Origin of the sequence: Cypionkella psychrotolerans (assembly GCF_001294535.1) — a bacterium.
Lineage (GTDB): Bacteria > Pseudomonadota > Alphaproteobacteria > Rhodobacterales > Rhodobacteraceae > Cypionkella > Cypionkella psychrotolerans.
In genome coordinates, this window is the sequence record NZ_LGIC01000090.1 from 179,595 (window position 1) to 197,187 (window position 17,593).

21 protein-coding genes are annotated in these 17,593 nt (G+C 62.0%); 15 read left to right on the forward strand and 6 right to left on the reverse strand.

The genetic code is table 11. The annotated features are described in order from the left end of the window. Positions 1 to 125 precede the first annotated feature (125 nt). The 5 genes from AKV04_RS24285 to AKV04_RS24305 all read left to right on the forward strand — a co-directional run bounded on the left by AKV04_RS24285 (position 126) and on the right by AKV04_RS24305 (position 4,231). On the forward strand, positions 126 to 1,823 hold the full coding sequence (locus AKV04_RS24285) for an acyl-CoA dehydrogenase (protein WP_054008975.1): 1,698 nt from the start codon (positions 126 to 128) through the stop codon (positions 1,821 to 1,823). Then, positions 1,820 to 2,848 carry an MBL fold metallo-hydrolase gene (locus AKV04_RS24290; RefSeq protein ID WP_054008976.1) on the forward strand — a complete coding sequence of 343 codons (1,029 nt, stop codon included), beginning with the start codon at positions 1,820 to 1,822 and terminating at the stop codon, positions 2,846 to 2,848. The genes AKV04_RS24285 and AKV04_RS24290 overlap by 4 nt, the downstream gene beginning before the upstream one ends. 9 nt (positions 2,849 to 2,857) lie before the next feature. Beyond that, a complete protein-coding gene (locus tag AKV04_RS24295) occupies positions 2,858 to 3,358 on the forward strand; it encodes a DUF6173 family protein (RefSeq protein ID WP_054008977.1) in 501 nt (166 codons plus the stop codon). A 97-nt stretch (positions 3,359 to 3,455) separates the two neighbouring features. Continuing rightward, positions 3,456 to 3,590: an aa3-type cytochrome c oxidase subunit IV gene (locus AKV04_RS24300; RefSeq protein ID WP_054008978.1), complete on the forward strand. Its 135-nt coding sequence runs from the start codon at positions 3,456 to 3,458 to the stop codon at positions 3,588 to 3,590. 23 nt (positions 3,591 to 3,613) lie between these two features. After that, the gene (locus tag AKV04_RS24305; RefSeq protein ID WP_054008979.1) at positions 3,614 to 4,231 is read left to right on the forward strand and encodes a hypothetical protein; all 618 of its coding nucleotides are present in this window, start codon (positions 3,614 to 3,616) and stop codon (positions 4,229 to 4,231) included. Positions 4,232 to 4,291: 60 nt separating this feature from the next. Here the strand turns inward: AKV04_RS24305 and AKV04_RS24310 are convergent, their stop codons facing one another. Further along, on the reverse strand, positions 4,292 to 4,627 hold the full coding sequence (locus tag AKV04_RS24310; RefSeq protein WP_054008980.1) for an AzlD domain-containing protein: 336 nt from the start codon (positions 4,625 to 4,627) through the stop codon (positions 4,292 to 4,294). Further along, on the reverse strand, positions 4,624 to 5,328 hold the full coding sequence (locus tag AKV04_RS24315) for an AzlC family ABC transporter permease (protein ID WP_054008981.1): 705 nt from the start codon (positions 5,326 to 5,328) through the stop codon (positions 4,624 to 4,626). The genes AKV04_RS24310 and AKV04_RS24315 overlap by 4 nt, the downstream gene beginning before the upstream one ends. A gap of 81 nt (positions 5,329 to 5,409) precedes the next feature. On the opposite strand from AKV04_RS24315, the gene mobA reads away from it, so the two are divergent. From mobA to AKV04_RS24335, 4 genes are read left to right on the forward strand one after another with little or no spacing between them, the layout of a single operon-like run. Continuing rightward, positions 5,410 to 5,997: a molybdenum cofactor guanylyltransferase MobA gene (gene mobA / locus AKV04_RS24320; protein ID WP_054009044.1), complete on the forward strand. Its 588-nt coding sequence runs from the start codon at positions 5,410 to 5,412 to the stop codon at positions 5,995 to 5,997. Then, entirely contained in the window at positions 5,994 to 6,494 is a 501-nt protein-coding gene (mobB, locus tag AKV04_RS24325) for a molybdopterin-guanine dinucleotide biosynthesis protein B (RefSeq protein WP_054008982.1), read from the forward strand. The genes mobA and mobB overlap by 4 nt, the downstream gene beginning before the upstream one ends. Further along, positions 6,481 to 7,338, forward strand: a complete 858-nt coding sequence (locus AKV04_RS24330; RefSeq protein WP_054008983.1) for a hypothetical protein — start codon at positions 6,481 to 6,483, stop codon at positions 7,336 to 7,338. Before mobB ends, AKV04_RS24330 begins: the two co-directional genes overlap by 14 nt. Continuing rightward, complete coding sequence (locus AKV04_RS24335; RefSeq protein ID WP_054008984.1) at positions 7,335 to 7,919, forward strand: GNAT family N-acetyltransferase; 585 nt, start codon at positions 7,335 to 7,337, stop codon at positions 7,917 to 7,919. Before AKV04_RS24330 ends, AKV04_RS24335 begins: the two co-directional genes overlap by 4 nt. A gap of 251 nt (positions 7,920 to 8,170) precedes the next feature. Here AKV04_RS24335 and AKV04_RS24345 read toward each other — a convergent pair whose 3' ends face one another. Together AKV04_RS24345 and greA are read right to left on the reverse strand one after the other, a co-directional pair. Further along, on the reverse strand, positions 8,171 to 9,178 hold the full coding sequence (locus tag AKV04_RS24345; protein ID WP_054008986.1) for a hypothetical protein: 1,008 nt from the start codon (positions 9,176 to 9,178) through the stop codon (positions 8,171 to 8,173). A 21-nt stretch (positions 9,179 to 9,199) separates the two neighbouring features. Further along, positions 9,200 to 9,670, reverse strand: coding sequence for a transcription elongation factor GreA (greA, locus tag AKV04_RS24350; RefSeq protein ID WP_054008987.1), 471 nt, complete (start codon positions 9,668 to 9,670; stop codon positions 9,200 to 9,202). Positions 9,671 to 9,941: 271 nt separating this feature from the next. On the opposite strand from greA, the gene AKV04_RS24355 reads away from it, so the two are divergent. From AKV04_RS24355 to AKV04_RS24365, 3 genes are all read left to right on the forward strand, one after another. Next, a complete protein-coding gene (locus AKV04_RS24355) occupies positions 9,942 to 11,594 on the forward strand; it encodes an electron transfer flavoprotein-ubiquinone oxidoreductase (RefSeq protein ID WP_054009045.1) in 1,653 nt (550 codons plus the stop codon). 154 nt (positions 11,595 to 11,748) lie between these two features. Next, positions 11,749 to 13,518, forward strand: coding sequence for a tetratricopeptide repeat protein (locus AKV04_RS24360; RefSeq protein ID WP_156317824.1), 1,770 nt, complete (start codon positions 11,749 to 11,751; stop codon positions 13,516 to 13,518). 1 nt (position 13,519) lies between these two features. Beyond that, a complete protein-coding gene (locus AKV04_RS24365; protein ID WP_054008988.1) occupies positions 13,520 to 14,347 on the forward strand; it encodes a 4-(cytidine 5'-diphospho)-2-C-methyl-D-erythritol kinase in 828 nt (275 codons plus the stop codon). A gap of 26 nt (positions 14,348 to 14,373) precedes the next feature. On the opposite strand, the gene AKV04_RS24370 is transcribed toward AKV04_RS24365, so the two are convergent. Then, positions 14,374 to 15,375, reverse strand: a complete 1,002-nt coding sequence (locus tag AKV04_RS24370; protein WP_054008989.1) for a polyprenyl synthetase family protein — start codon at positions 15,373 to 15,375, stop codon at positions 14,374 to 14,376. Positions 15,376 to 15,429: 54 nt separating this feature from the next. Between AKV04_RS24370 and AKV04_RS24375 the strand changes: the two genes are divergently transcribed. The 3 genes from AKV04_RS24375 to AKV04_RS25900 all read left to right on the forward strand — a co-directional run bounded on the left by AKV04_RS24375 (position 15,430) and on the right by AKV04_RS25900 (position 16,658). Next, positions 15,430 to 15,645 carry a putative signal transducing protein gene (locus AKV04_RS24375; RefSeq protein WP_054008990.1) on the forward strand — a complete coding sequence of 72 codons (216 nt, stop codon included), beginning with the start codon at positions 15,430 to 15,432 and terminating at the stop codon, positions 15,643 to 15,645. Beyond that, entirely contained in the window at positions 15,646 to 16,395 is a 750-nt protein-coding gene (locus AKV04_RS24380; RefSeq protein WP_054008991.1) for a tRNA1(Val) (adenine(37)-N6)-methyltransferase, read from the forward strand. It begins immediately after the preceding gene. 98 nt (positions 16,396 to 16,493) lie between these two features. Next, positions 16,494 to 16,658: a YdcH family protein gene (locus tag AKV04_RS25900; RefSeq protein WP_082351838.1), complete on the forward strand. Its 165-nt coding sequence runs from the start codon at positions 16,494 to 16,496 to the stop codon at positions 16,656 to 16,658. Here AKV04_RS25900 and yddG read toward each other — a convergent pair. Further along, positions 16,655 to 17,542 (reverse strand): aromatic amino acid exporter YddG, encoded by an 888-nt coding sequence (yddG, locus tag AKV04_RS24385; protein ID WP_054009047.1) that lies wholly within the window; start codon positions 17,540 to 17,542, stop codon positions 16,655 to 16,657. The two genes, AKV04_RS25900 and yddG, sit on opposite strands and share 4 nt — an antisense overlap. Positions 17,543 to 17,593 lie beyond the last annotated feature (51 nt).

A 17,593-nucleotide genomic window follows, 5' to 3' on the forward strand; every position in this document is an offset into this window, starting at 1 on the left:
TTGTGACGTAGCGTAGGACTTGATGCCCAGAGTGGCAGGAATAACCATAGCAAGAGTGTCCCTTTACGCCCGATCCTTGCCCTTGCCAAGCCGCCTGCCCCATACTGCCTGCCCCGGAGTTCGCCATGCCCTACCGCGCCCCGCTGTCTGAATTTACCTTTCTGCTGGATGTGGTCGGATTTGCCGAGGTTTCCGCGACGGAGCGCTTTGCGGAGGCAAGCGCCGACACCGTCGCCGCAATCTTGGCCGAGGCCGGCAAGCTGTGCGAAACCACCCTCGCACCGCTGAACCGCGCGGGCGACAAAAACCCGGCAAGGTTGGAAAATGGCGTCGTACGCACCTCTCCGGGCTTTGCCGAAGGCTACCGCGCGATTGCCACGGGCGGTTGGATCGGCATGGGGGCCAGCCCGGAATATGGTGGCATGGGGCTGCCGATCTCGGTTGCCACCTGCGTCAATGATATGATGGGCTCGGCTTGTCTTGCGTTGCAGTTGAACCCGCTGATGACCCAAGGCCAGATTGAGGCGCTGGAACATCACGCCTCGGATGCCTTGAAAACCCTCTATATCCCTAAGCTCGTGTCGGGGGAATGGTGCGGCACGATGAACCTGACTGAACCGCAGGCGGGATCAGACGTGGGCGCAGTGCGAACGAAAGCGGAAGATCGCGGCGATGGCACTTATGCAATCACCGGCCAGAAGGTTTATATTACTTGGGGCGATAACGATTTCTCCGGCAACGTCTGCCATCTAGTGCTGGCGCGGCTGCCGGATGGGCCAGAGGGCACCAAGGGCATCAGCCTGTTCATGGTGCCAAAGCTGATCCCGGATGCAGATGGCAACCCCGGCAAACGCAACGATCTGAAGGTGGTCAGTCTGGAACATAAGCTGGGCCTACACGGCTCGCCCACCGCTTTGATGCAGTATGATGCTGCGCAGGGCTGGCTGGTGGGAGAACCCCACAAAGGCATGGCCGCAATGTTCACCATGATGAACAACGCGCGGTTGGGCGTGGGAATGCAGGGGGTCGCCGTGGCCGAAGCGGCGTTTCAGCAGGCTTTGGCTTATGCAATGGAACGCAAGCAGGGCAAGACGCCGCTGGGGACCGGTGCGATCATCGACCATGCAGATGTGCGTCGGATGCTGGCGCAGATGAAGGCCGAGGTGTTCAGTGCCCGCGCGATTGGCCTCGCCTGTGCGGTGGCGATTGATATGGCACGCGCCACGGGCTCGGTTGAATGGCAGGCGCGGGCGGCTTTACTCACCCCTATCGCCAAAGCTTACGGCACCGACATTGGCTGCGAGGTGGCGCATCTCGGCGTGCAAGTGCATGGCGGCATGGGGTTCATTGAGGAAACCGGCGCGGCACAGTTCTCCCGCGATGTCCGGGTGACGGCGATTTACGAAGGCACCAACGGGATACAGGCGATGGATCTGGTGGGGCGCAAGATGATGGACAATGGCGAGGCTGCCTATCGGCTGTTTGACGAGGTGCAGGTGGTGGCGGAAAGCGCGCGTGTGGCGCATCCCGATCTGGCAGGCGCGGTTTGGACGGCCACCGAAGCCTTGCGTGAAGCAACCGAAGCGCTTAATCTGATGTCACCGAATGATCGCTTTGCGGGCGCGGTGCCCTATCTGCGCGCCTTTGCGCGGGTGTTGGGCAGCCATTTCCACTTGAAAGGCGCGCTGGCCGATCCGGCACGGCTGAGCTTGGCGCAGTTTGCCATCAAACGGCTGCTGCCGGACTATGCGCCGTTGTTGGCGCAGGTGCGGGAAGGTGCGGCGGGGCTATATGCGCTGACGCCAGAGGCTTTGAGCGCGTGAGCAACGCTATTCATCACCCGTGGGATGCTCCGCCAGCCGAGGGCGAAGCGGTTGAAATTGCTCCAGATATCCTATGGATGCGCCTGCCGCTACCGATGGCACTGGATCACGTCAATGTCTACGCTTTGGATGATGGTGACGGCTGGACCTTGGTGGATACCGGCATGTCCAGCCGCAAGACCAAGACGATTTGGGACAGGCTGATCACGGGGCCGCTGGCGGGCAAGCCGGTGCGGCGGCTGATTGTGACTCATCACCACCCCGACCATATCGGGCTTGCAGGGTGGTTTCAGGCGCAGGGGGTGGAATTGATCGCCACGCGCACGGCTTGGCTATATGCGCGGATGTTGGTGTTGGACGAACAACCAAAAGCCACACCCGAGGCGCTGCTGTTCTACCAGCGCGCCGGGCTCAATGCCGCTATGCGTGCGCAAAAGGCCGAGGAGCGCCCGTTCAACTTCGCCGATGTGGTCGAGGCGATGCCGCAAGGCTTCACCCGCATTGCCGAGGGCGACATTCTGACCGCAGGCGGGCGGCGCTGGCTGGTGCGTCTGGGTCAGGGCCATGCGCCCGACCACGCGACTTTGTGGAGCCTAGATGACCATCTGATCTTGGCCGGCGATCAGCTCCTGCCCGGTATCTCGGCCAATATCGGCGTCTACCCGACAGAACCCGACGCGGACCCGCTAGGCGAATGGCTCGACAGCACGCGCGGCTTTGCGCCCCATGCGCGGTTGGATCATCTTGTGCTGCCGGGGCACAAACTGCCCTTCACCGGCCTGCCGTTCCGGCTGATCCAGATGGCCGAAAACCACGAAAGCGCGCTCACCCGGTTGCTTTCCCACTTGGCCACCCCGCACACCGCCGCCCAGTGTTTCGTGCCACTGTTCAAGCGCGAGATCACCGGAAGCCAACACGGCCTCGCCCTTGTCGAGACGGTGGCGCATCTGAACTACCTCTTGAAGCGCGGCCATGTTTCGCGTTCTCTGGATGCTGAAGGGGCTTGGCATTGGCAGGCCCACTAAGGAGCCGGAATGCCGAAAGAACTTGATCCAGCCGCCGAAGCCGCTCTGAACGCCGCTGTAGCCAAAGCCGCAGGCCTGCCGCGCTGTCATGCAATCCACGCCGATCCCGCGGCGCCTTTGACCGCCGAGCAACTGCCCCTGCCCGCTGCCTTGCAACGCCGCCCCTTGGCCGAGAAAAGCCCCGCTGAATGGGCCTATGAGCGGATCATCCTGTATATCCGCAACTTTGAAAGCCATCTTGACGCTCAGCAAGAGATCGCCATGGGCTTCACCGGATCACAAGCCGGCGTGCTGAAGATCGAGGGGCTTGGATTCTTTGAGCCCGATCTGCTGACCTTCTATGGCCGCGATGAAGAGGGCATGAAAACCCAACTGATCCAGCATGTCAGCCAGCTTTCCGTCATGCTGCGCGCCGTGCCGAAATCGGCACCAGAATCCCCGCCGACCCGTATCGGCTTTCGCCTTGCCACGGGCTGGATGGGCGGCGAGTCTGGCGATGCCTCGGCCTAAAGCGCGACATTTTCTGTGCACCGCAAACCGCTACGCCCCGTGACAGCCGGAACTGAATCAGCTATTGGCAAGGCAACAACTCTGAAAGGACGCTCAAATGGCCGAACACAAACCGGGCAGCATGGATATTCGCGTGCAGGAAAAGACCTTTGACGGCTTTGTCCGCATGGCGACGTGGGGCGCGATCATCTCGGTCGGCATCCTGATCTTCATGGCACTCGCCAACGCCTGATCCTTTAACGCCGGAACTGTAATATGAATTTCAAGGCCTTTGCCGTTCTGGCGCTTTTTGCGCTGTCTGCCTGTGCGGGCGACAACAAATGGGCGACAGATGCCCAGATGGCGGCCCCCTCGGCGCATTATGTGGCAGAACCGCCACGCTCCATCACCCTGTTCACCGTGCAAAGCACCCGCAACGGCTCGGGCGCGCATTCTGGCCTGTTGATCAACGCCTCGGAACAGGTGATGTTTGACCCCGCAGGCACCTGGTATCACCCCTATCTGCCCGAGCGTGGCGACGTGCATTACGGCGTCACCCCCAAGATGGTCAGCTTCTACATCGACTATCACGCGCGTGAGACCTTCAACGTCATCGAGCAAACCGTGGTCGTCACCCCTGAAATCGCCGAACGGGTCAAGCAGCGCGCGGAGGCCTATGGCTCGGTGCCCAGCGCGCAATGTGCCCATTCGGTCTCGTCGATCCTGCACGGTGTTCCGGGATTTGAGGCGATCAGCGGCACTTGGTATCCGAACAAGCTGATGAAAGAATTCGGCCAACTGCCGGGGGCTACGCGCAAGGTGATCACCGATGATGATGCCGATAACAACCATGGTGTGCTGATGGTGCAGGCCGAACACGCCGTCACGCAGTAAGCTGCAAACCCACGAAGACTCAAAGCCGCGCTGACCTCAGCGCGGCTTTTGTCATTGCTGTTACAGCAGAAACGGCAGCCCCAGCAGGGTGACCACACCGGCCAAGGCGGCGATGATCATCTGCCGCGTAGCCAGCCCCACAACCATCGTCACTACAGCGGCCAGCAGACGCGCCGCATCCGGTTCACCCCCCGTAGCAGGCGGCCACAGCACAGCAGGGGCCACCAGCGCAGGCAGCACCGCCACCGCCGTATAGCGCAAACTGCGCTGCAACCAGCCCGGCAAGACGCGATTGCCGAGCAGTCCGAGGAATGAGAATCGGATGGCATAGGTCGCAAGCCCCAGCACCACCACGACAATCCAGAATTGGACTCTGTCAATATTCGGATCAATCATGTTGCGGCCTTCTCGCGCCAGTATTCAAACCCCGCCCCCGCCGCCATGCCGATGGTGGACCCCACCAGCAACCCAGTGCCATAGGGCAAAAATGTCAAAACCAGCGTCAACACCACCGAAAGCCCCGCCGCCAGCGCATGCGGCCAAGAGCGGATCATCGGTGCTGTCATCGCCAGAAACGCAATCGGCACCGCGAAATCCAGCGCATATTCCGGCGGAATCGCTCGCCCCGCCAAAGCCCCGGCCACGGTTGATCCCATCCACAGCGGCAGAACCGGCGTCACCGCACCAAAAAAATACGCAGTCTTTTCCGGCAGTGTCATGCTGGGCCGCTTGTCATATTCCGCGACCGACAAAGCAAAACTCTGATCGACCAGCAGATAGGCCATCACCGCCCGCACCCCCAACGGGGCCGCCCCCACATGCGGCGCAAGCGTCACCGAATACATCAGCATCCGCAGATTGACCGCCAAGGATGTCGCCAAAATCACCAGCAGTGGCGCTTGATCCTGCAACAGATGCAGCGCTGCAAATTGCGACGCCCCGGCGAACACACTCACCGAAAACGCCACGATTTCATAGAGTTGCAACCCGGCCTCAGAGGCCAGCAGGCCAAACAGCATCGCAAACGGCACGATCACCACGGCAAAGGGCAGCGCTGCGCGCACACCGCGCAGATAGCTTTCACGAGAGGCAGACATAGAACCTCGGCAGCTTGGGGCGGCTTTACGCCGGATGCAGAACGGCTTAGGCCTTTGCACAAGCAATTTGAAGGGGCCAAGGTGCGGATTTTTGGATGCGTTCTGGCGGGCGGGATCGGTCGTCGCATGGGAGCCGACAAGGCGTTGCTGCGCTTGGCGGGCCAAACCCTGCTGGGCCATGCCATCGCGCGGTTGGAGCCGCAGGTGGAACGCTTGGCGATCTCTGCCAATGGCGATCCCGCCCGACTGGCAGCTTATGGCCTGCCGATTCTGCCCGATGAAACCCCGCTCGGGCCTTTGTCTGGCGTGCTGGCCGCCCTGCGATGGGCCGCCCCGTTGGGAGCAACAGCGGTGGTGACACTGGCCGTAGACACTCCCTTCGCCCCCGGCGATCTGGTGCCGCAGCTCTGCTTGGCCGCCGAAACCGCGCCCGAAGCCCTAGCCATAGCGTCCTGCGCCAAAGATCACCCCACCTGTGGGTTATGGCCTGTCAGCCTTGCCGACCCCCTCGCCGCCTTCCTCGCCTCAGGCGCAAAACCCCGTGTACTGGCCTTCACCGATGCCCACCACGCCGCCCGCGCACATTTCCCCGATGAAGCCGCCTTCCAAAACCTCAACACCCCCGAAGACCTCGCGGCAGCCGAGGCCCTGATCAAGGCCGCATCATGAGGGTCTATGGCGTCATAGGCTGGAAAAACTCCGGCAAAACCAGCCTGATGGAGCGTTTGGTGGCCGAAATCACCCGGCGCGGCTTCACGGTGTCCACCGTCAAGCACGTCCATCACGATGTCGATCTCGACCAACCCGGCAAAGACAGCCACCGCCACCGCGCAGCAGGCGCGTCCGAGGTGGTTTTGGCCTCCGCCCACCGCTTTGCGCTGATGCGCGAACATCGCGGGCCGGAGCCTGATCTGGCGGAAGTGCTGTCGCGCATGGCCCCCGTCGATCTGATCTTGGTCGAAGGCTACAAGCGCGACGCCCATGCCAAGATCGAGGTGTTCCGGCAGGAAACAGGCCATGATCTGATCCAACCCAATGATCCCTTGGTGCGGGCCGTTGCGACCGATATGGCGCTTGCCGCCCTGCCCGTATCGGTACTCGACCTGAACAACACCCTGCAAATCGCCGATTTCATTCTCGCCGAGGTCGGCCTTGCAACGCTTTGACCGGGTGATCGTGGCGGACTGGTCGGCATCCTCGACACTGTCCCCCGCCCGTCCTTCTGCCGACGCGATCTGGCTTGGCAGCATCGACGCCACAGGCGCGCAAAGCACCTACCACCGCAGCCGTGGCAGCGCCGAAGCAGCACTGTCGCTGGCTATCGAAAACGCACTCGTTAACGGCCAGTCCCTGCTGATCGGCTGCGATTTCCCGATGGGCTACCCCAAAGGCTTCGCCGCCCGCCTGACCGGAACCGCCAGTGCCCGCGCCGTCTGGGCATGGCTGGCCGAGCATATCGAAGACGCGCCCAACAACGGCAACAACCGCTTCCAGATCGCTGCCCAGATCAACCGCCAGTTTGCAACTGCCACCTCAAAAGGCCCGTTCTGGGGCCGCCCCGCCAGCCTGAACCTCCCCGATCTCCCCCCCACAAAATCCATCAATTACAACGTCCTGACTCTCCCCGAGCGCCGCGAAGTCGAAACCCTAGTCCCCCGCGCCCAACCCGTCTGGAAACTCTACACCACCGGCGCCGCAGGCAGCCAAGGCCTGATCGGCCAACCGATGATCCACCGCCTCTCGCAGCGCCACGGCACCGCTGTCTGGCCCTTCGACAACCCCGCCCAGATCACCCTGGCCGAGGTTTACCCCTCACTCATCGCCGCCGCCGTCACCGCCGATCCTGCCTCCGTGAAAGATGAGGCCCAAGTCCGCCTGCTCGCCGAAGCCCTGTTCAGCCTCTCCCAGCAAAACCTCCTCGCTCCCCTGCTCGACACCTCGCCCTGCGCAGAAGAAGGCTGGATCCTCGGCGCGGGCCACACCGCTGCCCTGCTTGGTGCGCTGTCATGAAAATCACCTACCAACTCGGCCTGCCCGAAGCCCTGCGCGCCGAAGCTGTGGAGCTGTACTGGCAGGCCTTCGGCGGCAAACTCGGTCGTGTGATGGGCCCCATCCCGAAAGCCCACCGCTTCCTCACCCGCGTGCTGCGCGCCCATCATGCCATTGTGGCTTTGGATGACACCGGCCACCTGCTGGGAATGGCTGGCTTCAAGACCCCAGCCGGCAGCTTCGCGGGCGGCGAGGTCGCCGATATCCGCGCGATCTATGGCATCCTTGGCACGGCTTGGCGGCTGCCGCTGCTGTGGATGCTCAGCGATGCGGCCGAGCAGGATTACTTTCTCCTCGACGGAATTTGTGTCGCCGCATCGGCTCGCAGTTTGGGCATCGGAAGCGCGCTGATGGCCGCGATCGAAGATCAGGCGCGGGCGCGCGGCTATGGATCTGTGCGACTGGAGGTGATCGACAGCAATGGGCGGGCGAGGGAGCTCTATCAGCGGCTGGGGTATCGCGTCGAGAAGACCCAGCAGCTGGGTTTGCTGCGCTATGCGTTCGGATTTCGCGCCGCGATCACGATGGTAAAATCGGTCTAAGGCCTGGATGTCCACGCGTGGATACGAGATGGCCCTATATAAAATCAATGCCTTACAGATGCGCGTTCAGAATTTGTTAATCTTTCATCCGCACCGCACCGTTCTGCACCAGACCAACCAGGCCATTGCTCTTTTGGAAATACTTCCGCCGGAGGCATCCGAAATCTCAGCCAAACCCACACGTCCAATCATCCCCGGCAGCGCCGCCGAGCGGGGCCTCGATGGCCCCCGAGGCGGCCATGGGTTCTAGGTCAGTCAAACGTCCCCGTCACCCGACCAAACAGCATGAAGGCCCGCGCGGTGCGGGTGTCGGCGAGGTCGGACAGATCCTGATCGCTCGCCACTTTCTCGAATTCTGAAAACACCCGGTCAAAGGTGCGCAAAAAGTGGTGGGCGGCGTCGCGGAACACCGGGTCTTCGCGCATCCGGCCTGCAGTCAGCGCCAGCGACGAGCGGTCGCGGATGCCACCCAAGGCGGCGATGCCACGGCCGCGCTCGCCATTGGCAAATTTGCGCCACAACTCGGGCCGCGCGCGTTCGGGTTTCAGGTCATCCATGAAGATGCCCTCCTGACTGAGCAGGGTCAGCACGTCTTGCGCGGCGCGGATCAGTTTGGCGACGTTGCGGTCTTCCAGCGCCAGACGCAAAGCCCGAAAGCCTTCTTTGTCGTCCGGGCTTTCGGGAAATTGCACGGCGCGGGTGAAATCTTGCACCGACAAAGGCGCACGCAGCGACTCTGACGGGGTTCCCAAAGCCAACCCCGGCTGTTCCGCCTCGGGCTGCGGCTGCGGCGCCACCAGTGCGGCTTTGCGGTCTGCCGAGGGCACGGTCAGCCCGCTGTCGCGGCGCGAGTTAAAGCTGGCGAGGGCGGTTTCGGTATGTTTGGCGGTGGCGGCAATCTCGTCCAGTTTACGTTCAACAGAAGGCCGCATCCCGCCCTGCTGGCCCGAAAGATAGGCCGCGCGCATCGCCTCAACCGTCGCCTGCAACCGCGCCGATTCTGCGCGCAAGGACCGTACCGAGCGCAAAGTTGTCACCGCCGCCCAGATCAGCGCCAGTGGCAAGAACACCGCCAGCAGGGTCAACACATAGCCGAGCACGCCGGATTCCACCGGGCCGGTCAGGAAATAGCCGCCGACCGCCAGCACCCACAGCAGGCTCATCACGGCGGCCACCCATTCGGTCGGGCTCACCGACGGATCGGCGATGCCGCGCGCGCGCGACCCCAAGCTGCGGGGCGTTTCTTCTGGTTCGGCCATGTGCTTTCCCCTGTGGCAGGGTCAGATATAACGGATGGAGAGGATTTCGTAGCCGCGCGTGCCGCCGGGGGTTTTCACCTCGACCGAGTCGCCTTCGTCCTTACCGATCAACGCACGGGCCAAGGGCGAGCGGATGTTCAAGAGGTTGCGCTCGATGTCCGCCTCGGATTCGCCGACGATCTGATAGGTTTTTTCCTCGTTGGAGTCTTCATCCACCAAGACCACCGTTGCGCCAAATTTGATTGCACCGGTCAGCTTGGCGACCTCAATCACCTCTGCCAATGAGATCAGCGCTTCGAGTTCCTTCACCCGGCCTTCGATGAAGCTCTGCTTCTCACGGGCGGCGTGATATTCGGCGTTCTCGGACAGATCGCCATGCTCGCGCGCCTCGGCAATCGCGCGGATCACGGCGGGGCGTTCTACCGATTTCAACTGCTTCAATTCTTCGTCCAGAGCGGTGAATCCGCGCCGGGTCATTGGGATTTTTTCCATTGGTCTCTTCACGTAAATAACAAGGTCACAGCCCATATGAGCCATGACCTTGCGCCACTCTTGGCCATACCTGAACCGACAGAGGCTCTGATTGCAAGGGGGAAAGCCTGCAATCGGCGGGGGGCCGTCGCCGGGGGTGAAAAATCTGTCGCAGCGGGGAAAGAATGTTGCGCGGGTTCTGCGATTTAGGCTTGGGATGTTGCGTGATGGTTGACCCTGACCGTGGGTTCGGGCAATGACGCAGCAGCATTTTGCCAAGTCGGAGAAAGAGATGTCGCAAGGTATCGCGCGCGAGCAGATGGATTATGATGTGGTCATCGTGGGCGCGGGGCCTGCGGGGCTGTCAGCGGCGATCCGGCTGAAGCAGTTGGACAGCAATCTGACGGTTGTGGTGCTGGAAAAGGGCTCGGAAGTTGGCGCGCATATTCTTTCGGGCGCGGTGCTGGACCCGGTCGGCCTGAACAAGCTGATCCCGGATTGGAAGGCCAAGGGCGCGCCTTTGAACACGGCTGTGGTCGAGGATAATTTCTATATTCTGGGGCCAGCCGGGCAGGCGCGGATTCCGAACTGGCCGATGCCGCCGTTGATGAACAACCACGGCAATTACATCGTCTCGATGGCGAATGTTTGCCGCTGGATGGCCGAGCAGGCTGAGGGACTGGGGGTCGAGATTTTCCCCGGCATGGCGTGTTCGGAGTTGGTTTACGGTGACAACGGCGAAGTGCGCGGCGTGGTCGCGGGCGAGTTCGGCAAGAATGCCGATGGCACGCCCGGGCCTTCGTATGAGCCGGGCATGGTTTTGGCTGGGAAATATGTGTTCCTGTCCGAAGGCGTGCGCGGGTCTTTGGCGAAGGAAGTCATTGCTAAGTATGATCTTTCGAAGGGTCATGAGCCGCAGAAGTTCGGCCTTGGCATGAAGGAAATCTGGCAGATTGATCCGGCCAAGCACAAGCTGGGCACGGTCACGCATACGATGGGTTGGCCGCTGGGCAGCAATGCGGGCGGCGGGTCGTTCATCTATCACCTTGAGAACAATCAGGTTTATGTCGGCTTTGTGGTGCATCTGAACTACAAGAACCCGCATCTGTATCCGTATATGGAATTCCAGCGCTTCAAGCATCATCCGATGGTCGCAGAGTTGCTAAAAGGCGGCAAACGTGTCGCTTACGGCGCGCGGGCGATTTCCGAGGGTGGCTGGCAGTCGATCCCGAAGATGGTGGCTCCGGGTGTGGCGCTGCTGGGCTGCTCGGCGGGATTGGTCAATGTGCCGCGCATCAAGGGCAACCACAATGCGATGCTGTCGGGGATTGACGCGGCAGAGGCGGCGTTTGTGGCGATTTCGGCGGGGCGTTCGGGCGATGAGTTGACCGAATATGAGACGCTGGTGCGCGGTGGCCCGATTGCCGCCGATCTGAAAAAGGTGCGCAACGTCAAGCCGTTGTGGTCGAAGTATGGGCTGGTGGCCTCGCTGTTCTTGGGCGGCGCGGATATGTGGGCGAATACCTTTGGACTGACCATTCTGGGCACCTTGAAGCATGGTAAGAACGATGCGGAATCGACGGGGTTGGCGAAGGATTACGCGCCGATTGACTACCCCAAGCCCGATGGCGTGCTGTCGTTTGACCGTTTGACCAACGTGGCATTCTCGGCCACCAACCACGACGAAAACCAGCCCGCGCATTTGAAGCTGAAGGATGCCTCGATCCCGATTCTGGTCAACCTGCCGCTGTATAACGAACCCGCGCAGCGCTATTGCCCGGCGGGGGTGTATGAGGTGATCGCTGAGGCGGGCAAAGAGCCGCGCTTTCAGATCAACTTCCAGAACTGTGTGCATTGCAAAACCTGCGACATCAAAGACCCGTCGCAGAACATCGTCTGGACCACGCCGATGGGCGGCGGCGGGCCGAACTATCCGAATATGTAACGGGCCGAATATGTAGTCCCTCAAACATGTGATCTGACATTCCCAATCAGATCAGCGAAGATGCGCGGGCTGGGGGTGATAAGCCTCCGGCCCGCATTGCTTCTCGGCCCGCGCGGCTCTAGCTTTGTGGCAACGCTTACAGGAGCCGCCCCGGATGCCTTTCCACAAGCCCAAACGCACGCAACTGCTGCTGGCCTCTGCTCTGACATTTCTGCCGTTTGCCGCACTGGCCGAAACCGCGAAGGTGAAGCCCGATGCGACGCAAACCACGGTCAGTGAAGGCCCGGTCAGCGAGGCTGGGGCTTATCTCGCCGCTGGGGTTGCGGCGTCGGAAGCCGATTATACGGCGGCGGTGGAGTGGTATGGCCGAGCTTTAACGGGCGATGCCAGCAATCCGGCGCTGCTGGAAGGCGCCGTGATGGCGCATATCGGTGTGGGCGATATGGAGGGGGCCGCCAAACTCGCACGCGCTTTGCAGAAGGCCGGGGCGAAAAGCCAGACATCCACGGTGGTTTTGATCGCTGACGATGCCAAGCGGCAGGATTATGAAGCCATTCTGCAAGAGCAGGCTGCGGGTGGATCTGCGGGTGCTGTGCTGGATGATCTGGTGAAGGCTTGGGCCAAGCTCGGCTTGGGGCGGATGTCGGAAGCCAGCGAAGGCTATGACAAGCTTGCGAAAACCAAAGGGCTTGAGGCGTTTGGGCTTTACCATAAAGCGCTCGCGCTGGCTTCGGCGGGCGACTATGAGGGCGCGGAAAACATCCTATCTGGCAAGGCTGCGGGAAGCTTTCCGCTGACCCGGCGTGGGCTGATTGCAACGGTGGAAATCCTCAGCCAGCTGGAGCGGAACCCCGAAGCGGTGGCAATGATTGACCGCAATTTCCAGCCCGGTAATGACCTTGAAATTGACGATCTGCGGCGGCGTCTGGCTGCGGGCGAGCCGTTGCCCTTCACCATCGCGCGCAATGCCAGCGAGGGCATCGGCGAAGTGTTCTACAGTATGGCCAATGCGGTGAAGGGCGAGGCGGATGCAAGCTTCACCCTGCTGCACGCCCGCGCCGCCGCCTATCTGCGACCCGACAACACCGAGGCCGAACTGCTGGTGGCAGGCTTGTTGGACCAACAGGGTCAGCACACGCTGGCGACGGCAGCTTATGCTTTGGTGCCGCCCACCGATCTGAACTTTCATGCAGCCGAAATTGGCCGCGCCAATGCGACCTTTGCTGCGGGTCATCCCGAAGCGGCACTGGAAATCCTGCAAGGTTTGGCGCGGGCGCATGGTGATATTCTGGCGGTGCAGGTGGCTTTGGCCGATGGGATGCGGCGCGAGAAACGCTATGATGAGGCCTTTAAGGCCTATGATGCCGCGATCAAAATGGTGCCGAACCCGACGCCGGGTCATTGGGTATTGTTCTACAGCCGGGGCGTGGTTTCGGATGCCTTGCGCAACTATGACGCCGCCGAGGCCGATTTTCGCCGCGCAATGGCGCTCAGCCCCGATGAGCCCGAACTGCTGAACTACCTCGGCTATAGTCTTGTCGATCAGGGCCGCAAGCTGGATGAGGCTTTAGGCATGATCAAGAAAGCCGTGCTGATGCGGCCCGACAATGGCGCGATTCTCGACAGCCTCGGCTGGGCCTATTACCGCTTGGGGCGCTATCAGGATGCGCTGCTGCCGATGGAGCAGGCCTCGTTGCGGATGGCAGTGGATGCGACGGTGACAGACCATTTGGGCGATGTGTATTGGGCAGTGGGGCGCAAGCGCGAGGCGGAATATCAGTGGCATCGCGCGCTGTCGTATGGCCCGGATGACAAGCTGGCGGCGCGGTTGCGCCTGAAGCTGGAGAAAGGACTGGATGCGGTGCTGGCCGCCGAAGGGGCTGCGCCGTTGAAATCCGTCGAGGCCGCCGCTGCAACGCCGTGAGCTGGAATTGCGGGAATTTGCCGCCGCCAAGATCAATCTGGCGCTGCATGTCACCGGGCAGCGCGCGGATGGCTATCATCTGCTGGACAGCGTCGTGGTGTTTGCCGGGGTTGGCGATTGGGTCACGGTTGCGCCAGCGGATCGGTTAAGCCTGACGGTGACCGGGCCGCAGGGCGCGGGGCTGTCTGGCGACGATAATCTTGTGTTGCGGGCGGCGCGATGTTTGGGCGTGTCAGCGGCGATGGCGTTAGAGAAGCATTTGCCCGTGGCCTCGGGCATCGGCGGCGGCTCTGCGGATGCTGCGGCGACGTTGCGGGCTTTGTGTGCGCTGCGGGGCATGACTTTGCCGGATGCGGCGGCGGTGCTGGCTTTGGGGGCAGATGTGCCGGTGTGTTTGGCCGGGCGTCCGGTGCGGATGCAAGGCGTGGGCGATGTGTTGACACCCCTGCCCGCTTTACCTGACTGCTATGTGGTGTTGGTCAATCCCGGCGTGGCGGTGGCCACGCCAGCGGTTTTCAAGGCTTTGCCGCGCAAGGATAATCCGGCGATGTCTGATATCCCCGTCTGCGGATCGGCGCTGGAATTGGCGGCCTGGCTGCGCGATCAGCGCAATGATCTGGAGGCTCCGGCGATTGGCCTGGCTCCGGTGATTGGAACCGTGAAAGCGGCGCTAGAGGCGCGACCCGGCTGTTTGCTGGCGCGGATGTCGGGATCGGGGGCGACCTGCTTTGGCCTGTTCGCCAGCGAGGAATTGGCTAGGGCCGCCGCCGGGGCGCTGCGGGAAGACGCCCCGGCGTGGTGGGTGGCCGCCGCCCCGGTTCTTCGTTAAAATCGGGGCGGCGTTAGAATCTGCTCTCAGTTGATGCGTTCAACCACATAGGCGGCGAGGTCTGACAGCATCGCGCGCAAGGGGTGGTCGGGCAGCGCGCTGAGCGCGGTCTGCGCGCGCGCCGCCCAAGCCAACGCATCGTTTCGGGCGGCATCCATCGCGCCATGTTTCGCCATCAGGGACAGCGCGTGTTCCAGATCGCCGTCGCTCTGCTGGCCCTTCTCAATCACCCGCACCCAGAAGGCGCGTTCTTCGGCATTGGCGCGGGCGACCGCTTTGATTACCGGCAGGGTCAGCTTACGTTCGCGGAAATCATCGCCAGTGTTCTTGCCGATTGCGGCAGCCGAGCCGCCGTAATCGAGCAGATCATCGACGATCTGAAACGCGATGCCTAAAGCGTCGCCGTAGTCAAACAGAGCCTTGACCTGCGCCGGGGTGCCGCCAGCGATTTCCGCGCCGGATTCGGTGGCGGCAGAGAACAAAGCGGCGGTTTTGCCGCGCACGACTTGAAGATAGATGTCTTCGGTGGTGGCAAGGTCTTGGGCGGCGGTCAGTTGCAGCACTTCGCCTTCGGCAATGGTGGCAGAGGCGTTGGCAAGAATATCCAGCACCCGCAGATTGCCGGGTTCCACCATCAACTGGAACGCGCGGGCGAACAGGTAATCGCCGACCAACACCGAAGATTTGTTATCCCACAGCAGGTTCGCGGTGGGCCGACCGCGACGGCGCGCGCTTTCATCGACCACATCATCATGCAGCAGGGTGGCGGTATGGATGAACTCCACCGTTGCCGCCAGATGCACATGAAACGGCCCCGCGTAACCCAGCAGCCGGGCTGCGGCCAAGACCAGCATCGGACGCAGGCGTTTACCACCCGCCTCGATCAGATGCGCCGTCACTTCCGGGATGCGCGGCGCGTGTTCGGACGCCATCCGCGCCCGGATCATCAGGTTCACCGCCGCCATATCCTCGACCAAAGCATCGGCCAGCCGATCATGCGGTTTTTGTGCAGCCTCAGTCACGCTCATTCTTACCCCTTCAGGTATCGACACGGGGGTATCTCCCCGCGTAAACCCAATCCCATGAAGCTTTTACTGCGCACAACCGACCCCACCGTGATCGCCTTTGCTCAAGTGCTCCTTGAGGGCGAGGGTATAGACAGCTTTGTGATGGACGTCCACATGAGCACGCTGGAAGGCGGCATCGGATTGTTTCCGCGCCGGATGATGGTGGCGGATCGGGATTTGTTTATCGCGCGGGCGATTTTGGCGGATAATGCCGTCCCGGACGGGCTGTAGATGGATGATCTGACGCAAGACGCCTTTCTCTGCGGCAAATTGCAGCTTTGGCAGCCAAGGCAGGGCTATCGCGCGGCGACCGATCCGGTATTGCTGGCGGCGGCCTGCCCTGCCCTGCCCGGTCAATCGGTGCTGGATCTGGGCTGTGGCGTTGGGGCTGCGGCGTTCTGTCTCGCGCGGCGGGTGCCCGATTTGCGGCTGGCGGGGCTGGAAGTGCAGCCCGATTACGCCGCTTTGGCACGGCGCAATGCCGAGGAGAATGGTATCGCGTTGCAGGTCGAGGTCGGCGATCTGGCAGATATGCCGAAAGCCCTGCGGGTGGATTTTGACCATGTGATTGCCAACCCACCCTACTATCCAAAGGGCGGCACCCCTAGCCCGAACGCGGGACGTGCGACGGCGTTGCAGATCGACACGCCCTTGGGCGATTGGGTGCAGGCGGCCAGCCGCCGTTTGGCTCCAGGCGGCTGGCTGACGCTGATTTGTGGGGCCGATGGCCTGCCAGAGGTTTTGGCGGCAATGGCGGGCAAACTGGGCTCAGCCTCGGTGCTGCCACTGACCCCGCGGGAGGGCAAGCCCGCGCTGCGCATCCTACTTCGGGCGCGCAAGACCGGACGGGCGGCGTTTCGGTTGTTGGCCCCCTTCGTCATTCATCACGGCACCTCACATGATGGCGACCGCGAGAGCTACACGCCCCGCGCCAGCGCAATCTTGCGCGGCGGCGAATCTCTTTCGGATGAATTCCGCTAGTGCGACAATATTACCGCTTAGGTTGTGTGAAGATTTGGTGACACGACTCATATTCTGTGATGCAATCGAGAGGTTGAACCAGCATCAGGAGGACTTGCATGACCGTCGCTTCCCATATCGCTGAACTGAAAAAGAAGCACGAAACCCTTTCATCCAAGGTCGAACAGGCGCAGCGCGCGCCCGCCGTGGATGACCTGCACATCGCCGATCTGAAAAAGCAAAAGCTGAAACTGAAAGAGGAAATTGGTCGGCTGAGCGCTTAACCCTTTTTGGCGCTGGCCGCAGGGCCTTTTGTAGAACTCGCTTTTGCCGCCAGCGCCGCCCCTGCTGTGATCAAAACCGCCGCTAACAGAATAGCACTTGACGGTTGAGTGATCCCCGCAGCCACCAAAGCCAGCGTAGACAGCAATGGTGCTGCATAAGAGGCGACCCCCAGCAGTTGGATGTCGCCTTTTTTCATGCCGATGTCCCAAGTGAAGAATGCCGCCCCGACCGGGCCTATGCCAAGGGCTGCGACACTGGCCCAGCCCAGCGCGCCTTGCGGCCAAACTGTTGTTTCTAATGCCATATGCGCGAAGGTAGACAGCAAAGCGGTAGCGAGGCAGAACACGGTGACGGACTCGGTTGGCACGGTGCCCAAACGCCGCGACAGCACGGAATAAACCGCCCAAGTCACTGCACAGAGGAAGGCCAGTGTGAGTCCGAGCGCCGAGCCTTGCGCCTCGTCGCCGCGCGCCAGCACGATCAGTGCCGCCCCGGCGAAAGCGACCAACGCGCCAAGGATGTGCAGTGGCCCCAACCGCTCACCGGGCAGCAGGCCGGACAGCAGCACGATGAACAGCGGCCAAAGGTAGGCGATCAGCCCAGTTTCGGCGGTGGGGGAAATGCGGAAGGCGGTAAAATACAGCAAGTGGTAGCCGAACAGCCCCAGCGTGCCAAAGGCATAGACCTTCCACGACACGGTTTTCAGCACGCCAAGCCCAGCGCCCGTTATGGTCCAGATCAAGCCAATCGCCCCACCAATGCCAAAGCACAACGCATTGAGCAGCAACGGCGGCACCGGAGCCGAGCCGATGGTGAACAGCGCCAGCAGCGCCCACATGGCGATGGCGGTGAGGCCGATCAGTGTGGCTTTGGTTTTGGTCATGCCTGCCCCTTTTGCTTGGGCATTACCTGCCGAATAAGCCAACTTCGAGCA

What these genes read in the sequence shown, in the direction of transcription:
- AKV04_RS24285 (WP_054008975.1), top strand. Translation starts at nt 126, where the DNA reads ATGCCCTACCGCGCCCCGCTGTCTGAATTTACCTTTCTGCTGGATGTG.
- AKV04_RS24295 (WP_054008977.1), top strand. Translation starts at nt 2,858, where the DNA reads ATGCCGAAAGAACTTGATCCAGCCGCCGAAGCCGCTCTGAACGCCGCT.
- AKV04_RS24300 (WP_054008978.1), top strand. Translation starts at nt 3,456, where the DNA reads ATGGCCGAACACAAACCGGGCAGCATGGATATTCGCGTGCAGGAAAAG.
- AKV04_RS24305 (WP_054008979.1), top strand. Translation starts at nt 3,614, where the DNA reads ATGAATTTCAAGGCCTTTGCCGTTCTGGCGCTTTTTGCGCTGTCTGCC.
- AKV04_RS24310 (WP_054008980.1), bottom strand. Translation starts at nt 4,627, where the DNA reads ATGATTGATCCGAATATTGACAGAGTCCAATTCTGGATTGTCGTGGTG.
- AKV04_RS24315 (WP_054008981.1), bottom strand. Translation starts at nt 5,328, where the DNA reads ATGTCTGCCTCTCGTGAAAGCTATCTGCGCGGTGTGCGCGCAGCGCTG.
- mobB (WP_054008982.1), top strand. Translation starts at nt 5,994, where the DNA reads ATGAGGGTCTATGGCGTCATAGGCTGGAAAAACTCCGGCAAAACCAGC.
- AKV04_RS24335 (WP_054008984.1), top strand. Translation starts at nt 7,335, where the DNA reads ATGAAAATCACCTACCAACTCGGCCTGCCCGAAGCCCTGCGCGCCGAA.
- AKV04_RS24345 (WP_054008986.1), bottom strand. Translation starts at nt 9,178, where the DNA reads ATGGCCGAACCAGAAGAAACGCCCCGCAGCTTGGGGTCGCGCGCGCGC.
- greA (WP_054008987.1), bottom strand. Translation starts at nt 9,670, where the DNA reads ATGGAAAAAATCCCAATGACCCGGCGCGGATTCACCGCTCTGGACGAA.
- AKV04_RS24355 (WP_054009045.1), top strand. Translation starts at nt 9,942, where the DNA reads ATGTCGCAAGGTATCGCGCGCGAGCAGATGGATTATGATGTGGTCATC.
- AKV04_RS24360 (WP_156317824.1), top strand. Translation starts at nt 11,749, where the DNA reads ATGCCTTTCCACAAGCCCAAACGCACGCAACTGCTGCTGGCCTCTGCT.
- AKV04_RS24370 (WP_054008989.1), bottom strand. Translation starts at nt 15,375, where the DNA reads ATGAGCGTGACTGAGGCTGCACAAAAACCGCATGATCGGCTGGCCGAT.
- AKV04_RS24375 (WP_054008990.1), top strand. Translation starts at nt 15,430, where the DNA reads ATGAAGCTTTTACTGCGCACAACCGACCCCACCGTGATCGCCTTTGCT.
- AKV04_RS24380 (WP_054008991.1), top strand. Translation starts at nt 15,646, where the DNA reads ATGGATGATCTGACGCAAGACGCCTTTCTCTGCGGCAAATTGCAGCTT.
- AKV04_RS25900 (WP_082351838.1), top strand. Translation starts at nt 16,494, where the DNA reads ATGACCGTCGCTTCCCATATCGCTGAACTGAAAAAGAAGCACGAAACC.
- yddG (WP_054009047.1), bottom strand. Translation starts at nt 17,542, where the DNA reads ATGACCAAAACCAAAGCCACACTGATCGGCCTCACCGCCATCGCCATG.